Origin of the sequence: Lamprobacter sp. (assembly GCF_034860625.1) — a bacterium.
GTDB lineage: Bacteria > Pseudomonadota > Gammaproteobacteria > Chromatiales > Chromatiaceae > Lamprobacter.
In genome coordinates, this window is record NZ_JAYESN010000202.1 from 1 (window position 1) to 5,710 (window position 5,710).

At 61.9% G+C, this 5,710-nt stretch carries 4 protein-coding genes; all 4 read left to right on the plus strand.

Features of this window, described 5'->3' with window-relative positions; all coding sequences use genetic code 11:
• Positions 1–489, plus strand: a 489-nt coding sequence (locus tag VBE63_RS23920) for a hypothetical protein (protein WP_323685524.1), incomplete at its 5' end; no start/stop codon positions are given.
• Positions 490–890: 401 nt separating this feature from the next.
• Complete coding sequence (locus VBE63_RS23925) at positions 891–4,430, plus strand: hypothetical protein (RefSeq protein ID WP_323685525.1); 3,540 nt, start codon at positions 891–893, stop codon at positions 4,428–4,430.
• Positions 4,431–4,527: 97 nt separating this feature from the next.
• A complete protein-coding gene (locus VBE63_RS23930) occupies positions 4,528–4,923 on the plus strand; it encodes a hypothetical protein (protein ID WP_323685526.1) in 396 nt (131 codons plus the stop codon).
• A gap of 230 nt (positions 4,924–5,153) precedes the next feature.
• Complete coding sequence (locus VBE63_RS23935; protein ID WP_323685527.1) at positions 5,154–5,360, plus strand: hypothetical protein; 207 nt, start codon at positions 5,154–5,156, stop codon at positions 5,358–5,360.
• Positions 5,361–5,710: the final 350 nt, after the last annotated feature.

Sequence of the window (5,710 nt, forward strand, 5' to 3'; positions counted from 1 at the left end):
CCCTTTGTGTCCGTGCTGCTGCGGGCGATCGACGCGCTTGAAGGGCAGCCCGCACCTGAGCCTAGTCTGAGCCTAGGTGACAGCCTAGCCGAGCGCCTAGGTTCAATCGAGCAACGGCTGAGCGCATTAGAGAAAGCGCCTAGGCGATGGGCGGCGCAACAACCGTTTGAACGGCCACCATCGGCCAATGAAGCGGCGAAAGCGCCATTCACCAATGAACAGTCGGTGTCCACGGCAGCGGATCAGCCCGATCGGCCTAAGCAGGCATCCAACGCCGGGCGCAATACCCGGTACTCAGACGCCGATCGGCGCCATGCGATCGAGATGAAGCAGCAGGGATTCAGCCGAGCCGAGATCGCAGACGCGCTCGAACAGCGCACCGGGCGGCGGCCCAACCCACACAGCATCCCGACGCAGATCAAGACGTGGGCGCGGCAGTTCGCAGAGCGGGACAACCAAGCCGAGCAGGGCGAGTTGGGTGCGCTCTAAGCGTTTGGTGCTGTTTGGGTGTCGTTTGGGTGCTGTTTGCCTGTAGATGGCGCTGCACCCTGTACTTACAGGTTAGTACGCTTTGCAATCAATGGCTTGCTCAATAGGCACTCGCTGCTGCGCGCTCGCTTGCGCCTATACAAAAGCAGGGTATGATTGTGGCAATGGACTATAAAGGCGAACGGCCCACCCATTACTGAGTGAGCCGTTCAAACGGATTATTTCTTACCCGCACATTGGGCCATGACGCCAATCTCGTCCCAATGCGCTTTGCTCCCGAGACGCTAAAACGCTCATAGTCGCCCTAGCTTTCTTGGCACACTCACGACTCCGCAACCGCGAGTGCATTTTCAGCATAGGACAATCGAGCGTAGGGCGACAAGGGGGCAGGATGCCAAAAAGTGAACACCTACGAACACTGCGCGAACATCACCGCAACCATCACCACCAACAGTGTAGATTGTACACTAAGCCCGCAAAATCAGCAGCCAACAGCGTTTATCACGCTGCTGAAACGACTCGACGGCAAGCCCGCGGGTAAGACGTTCACCGCCACAAGCGGCGAAGTCCACAAGATCGTCAGCGGCCACTCAGGGCGGTATCTCGCTCGCACCATCACCTACACCGGCACACCGGCTGAGATCGCACAGCAGCACGGCGAGCTGTTGGCGGGACTCACCACGGCGCAGTGCATCATCCTCGGGCACATCCCGGCGATGGGCGATGCCGAGTACCTGATCCTGCCGAAGAACGATTTGAAGTCGCGCGGCCTTGATCCCACCGGCACACACGTCATCGACGGCAAGCCCGTACTCGCGAGACTCAAGCACCACTTCGCACCGTCGCGGCTGCTGTTGCTCGACTTCGATCCTGATCCGGCGATGCCGGATGATCTGCTCGCCCTGGACGAACCGGGCCGATGGGCGCTGCTCTGCTCAGTGTTTCCCGAGTTCAGCGGCGCGGCCCGCGTTGTCATGCCGTCTTCATCGACTCGGGCGCGGATGCCCGACGGATCACCGATCGGCGGCGGCAAGGCGCACGGTGAACACACCACCATCGTTCTCGATCGGGCACCGACGGCAGCCGAGCTAGACGATATGCGCAACGCGGCACAGATCAGGCTGTGGGCGGCAGGGTATGGCTTCATCAAGCCGTCAAAGGCGGGCGCTGAGCTGCGCCGAACCCTGATCGACACCTCGGTATGGGCAGGCGGGCGCGAAGTCTTCAGCGGCCCACCGGACGTTCGTGACGGGCTGATTCTCGCACCGGCTGAGATCACCGTTCACGATGGCGGCGGCGCGGCGCTACTCGCAGAAGCGACAGCCGAGCAGATCACCGACTTCAGCAAGGCCACCGGCTGCACCGTGATCAAGCACGATCCGGCTGACGAAGGCGAGCAGGGCGGATCAGCGGCCCAAGGCAACCTTGTAGGCATCCGGGCGCGTCGGCAGCCGAGACTCGCTTTCGAGAACGCTTCTGCACTGCGGATGCACACTCGGATCGAGACTGAGAAGGGCACCATGACGGTTGCTGAGTTCTTGGCGTCGAAGCATCAACGGCTGCGTTGTCAGGCCACTTTCAGGGACAGCAGCAGTTGGGCGGGCATCCTGAGTAAGACGCCGAACGGCTGCAAACTCTATGACGTGGGCACGAGCACCCGCTATGTGCTCGCCACCGAAGCCCTAGAGATTGCGGGCGATCTGATTGAAGCACTCGACGCACTGAGCAAGGCCGATGATGCCAATGCTCAAGGCCATGCCCGAGCCGTGTACATGCGGCACAAATGGCGAGCGCCGTTCAGGACAAGCTATCGGGCGCTGCACAAGGCGATCTGCGATTCGCACCCGGCGATTGATGCCGACGATCTGACGGCCCTTATCGAGCATGATCGGCAGCGGACACGGACGGCGGCAATCAAGGCGGTACAGCTTGACTCATCGGCGCTGCCGATGGGCGCGACGTACCGGGCGGCAGCGTCACCGGCAGAGATTGCGGCGGCGATTCAGCAGCAGGGCGGTATCCACCTTGTCAAAGCACCGCATGGCGCGGGCAAGACTCAGGGCATCTTGAAGCCCATCGCACAAGCAGCCGATCTGCGCGGCACCGTGGCGATCGCACCGAGAAAGAGCTTGGTAGCCGATCTTGCCCACAAGGATCGGCTCAATCTTGCCGACTACCTGCAATCGGGCGCGGGCGAGACGCACCTGGCGATCTGCCTGAACAGCATCGCCAACCCGAAGTATGCCGATGCGATGCTGCAAGCCAAGGTCTTGCTGATTGATGAGATCGGGCGCTGTGTGGCCGAAGTCCACAACCCGCACGGAACGCTCAAGGGCACCAAGGGCCGGGACGTGTGGCAGGCGCTAGGCGCGGCCATGAGCGGCGCTGAGATTGCCGTGGGCGTGGATGCCGATCTGAGCACTCGAGACGTGTGGTGGCTCGCTGAGCTGACGCGGCAGCCGATCACGGTATGGGTAATCGCAGAAGCCGAGCGCGATTTGAAGGGCACCTTCACTTCTGACTCAGAAGCACTCGCGCAGTTGGACGAAGCATTGGCCCAGGGCGGGCATGTCTTGGGTGTCATGGACACCGCAAACCAAGTGGCCGGACAAGCGGCTCGGCTGCGGGCAGTTTGGCCGGACAAGAAGATTGTCGCCATCCATCAGAAACCGGGCTGCGCGACAGCGGGCACCGACGAAGCCGTGGCGCTGTTGGCCGACATCAACGCGGGCGTGGCGGACATCGACGTGCTGTTGCTGAGTCCGGCTGTTGAGTCGGGCGTGAGTCTGAACGTCGCCCACTTTACGAAGCACATCGCGATCTACACCGGCACCGTCCTGCCGTCGCAGTTCAACCAAGCCCTGCTGCGGGATCGCACCGCGACGACGTGGACGATCGGCATCAGCGGGCACGGATTCAAAAGCGACACCACGAGCGCAGGCGCGATCCTGAACGGTTTGGGCGCTGCATCGCGGCGGATCACCGAGCTATCCGACGGCAGTATCACGGCAGTTCCGGCGACGGACTTCGATCGGCACTGTGTCGCGGCCACCGTCGCGGCCAACGCCACCCGTAACTGCTATGCCAATCACCTTTGGTATCTGCTCGAACACCGTGGATGGACGGTTGAGCGCGGGCAGACGGGCAACAACGCCACCGGACGCGCGCTGCACCGCGAAGCCAAGCGGCAGTTGGCCGATGAACAGCGTGTGGCGATCACCGAAGCGGCAGACATCGACGCCAAGACGGCAGCGCAGCACCGCGAGGCCCACCGGCTGACTCAGGCCGAATCCGCCGAGTTGGCCCGGTTCGACGTGCGGCAGGCTACCGGGATCACCGATGGCGAGCTGCCGAGCATCGCCGTGGACGTGTGGCGGGACGGGCGCTTAGAGCGCGAAGTTCAGCGGCTCGAAGATGCCTTGATCGCACCGGCACCGAGCGAACGGGATCAGTCCGAGTCCGAGTTGGGCGTACCACTCGCGGCTCGCCACCACGACGGCGCTCGCCGTGAGTCCATCCAAGCCTTGTTCTCTGCACTCGGGATCGACGCTGACACCGGCGACGGCACGATCACCGCTGAATCGGCGCTCGCGGCATGGCACGCGCTGAAGGCATCGCCACACGCGGCCATCCTTGAGTCCTGTGGGATCACCCGGTTCTCGAAAGCGCCATCGTCGCCTGTGCGATGGGCGAGCGACACACTCGCCAAGTTTGGGCTGTGGATTCAGGGCACAGGGCAGAAGGGCATGAAGTACACCCTTGCGATGGACGCCAAGATCACCCGCGACGGCGAGATCAAGCTGCCGGGATTCAGCGCCATGCGCGAGTTTATCGACAGCCGTGGGCGTGTAGCTCGAAGCAGGGCTTGTAAAGAGCTTATAGGCGCTGCTTCGAGTTCAGGGCGCGCAGACGGCCCACCGACGTACCGACAAGCCGCCTGACGGGCGTCTGCTCGAAGCAGGGCTTGTAAGAGTCTTACTGATCCTGCTTCGAGCTGCGAGCGCCGAGAACCGCAACCATCAGAACCCGGACACCACCATGAACAATCTCGTCGGGCACATGCCCAAACCCAACGTGATATCGGCCACCACCGAAGTTTCACCCGTCGCCATCGACACCGATCGCTTAGCCCGACTGCGCGAGAAGGCGCGGCTGAGTGCCGAGATCGACACCTGGCGGCCCGAACCCGGAAACGTGCTTGAAGGCGCGATTGTCGGCAGTCGCCAAGAGTCCGGGCCGTTCGGCCCGCAGCATCAGGCACTCGTGCAGACACCGAGCGGACAGGTAACGGCTGTGTGGCTGACACCGTGGCTTCTAGAGCGGCTACGGGCAGAAGACGCCGAGATCGGCAGTCTGATCTCGATCACCTTTCACGGCCAAGCGCAGTCTCAGACAGGCAAGCGGTACAACAGGATGACGGTTGTCGTCGGCTGACTCCCAATTTTCAGCCGCCAACGCGCGCGCGCGCGCGCGCGAGAGAGAACCCAAAAACAACGCGCGATTCTTTGCAAAAACGACACGCCAAGGCGCCAAGGTACTTCTGCCGCTGCGCACCACGGGCATTGTTCGTGGGCGCGGGCAGTCCGTAAATTTCACCGTGAGACATGATTGTTTTTGTTGTCGTGCCGAGTACCACCTGATCCAACAACGCGCAGCAGGGCACCATGACACCCGAAGAATGGTTCTTTCAGCAGACACCCGAACAGCAACAGCACATGGCCCTCGACAGCCTTGATTTGGTGAGCGGCCAATGGGCTGAAAGCTACGTCGATGCCATGCCCGACACCGAAGGCAACCCTTGGGCGTTCGCCCTCGACGTCTACGATTGGCTGACGACACCGGCATGGACAACACCGGACAGGCGGACGTGATATCAGCCACCGAAAGGCGAGAATCAGCCACTTAGCGAAACCTGGACAACGCCGAGTGCACAATAATCAGGCCGAAAAACGCTAAGCGCCTGTCTCTATTCGGATTATCGGATTTCGCCCACTTTACACAATGGCCATTATGCGCAATCGCTCGCGGCGCGAAGGTTGGACAAACCTTGAGCCTAGGCTGAACCTAGGCGCAACCTAGGCGATGAGCTTAGGCTTAGGCTAGGCTATAGGCATCCACCAACCTAGCCTGAGCCTAGCCGATGAAGTATCCCGAGCAGCTATCCCTCAAGGTGCCCGAAGGCACCAAGGCCCGCATCCGGGCGCTATCCAAGCCTGAAGAA

Bases quoted from the DNA above. Each gene is read 5' to 3' on its own strand.
- VBE63_RS23935 (WP_323685527.1), top strand. From the start codon at position 5,154: ATGACACCCGAAGAATGGTTCTTTCAGCAGACACCCGAACAGCAACAG.
- VBE63_RS23930 (WP_323685526.1), top strand. From the start codon at position 4,528: ATGAACAATCTCGTCGGGCACATGCCCAAACCCAACGTGATATCGGCC.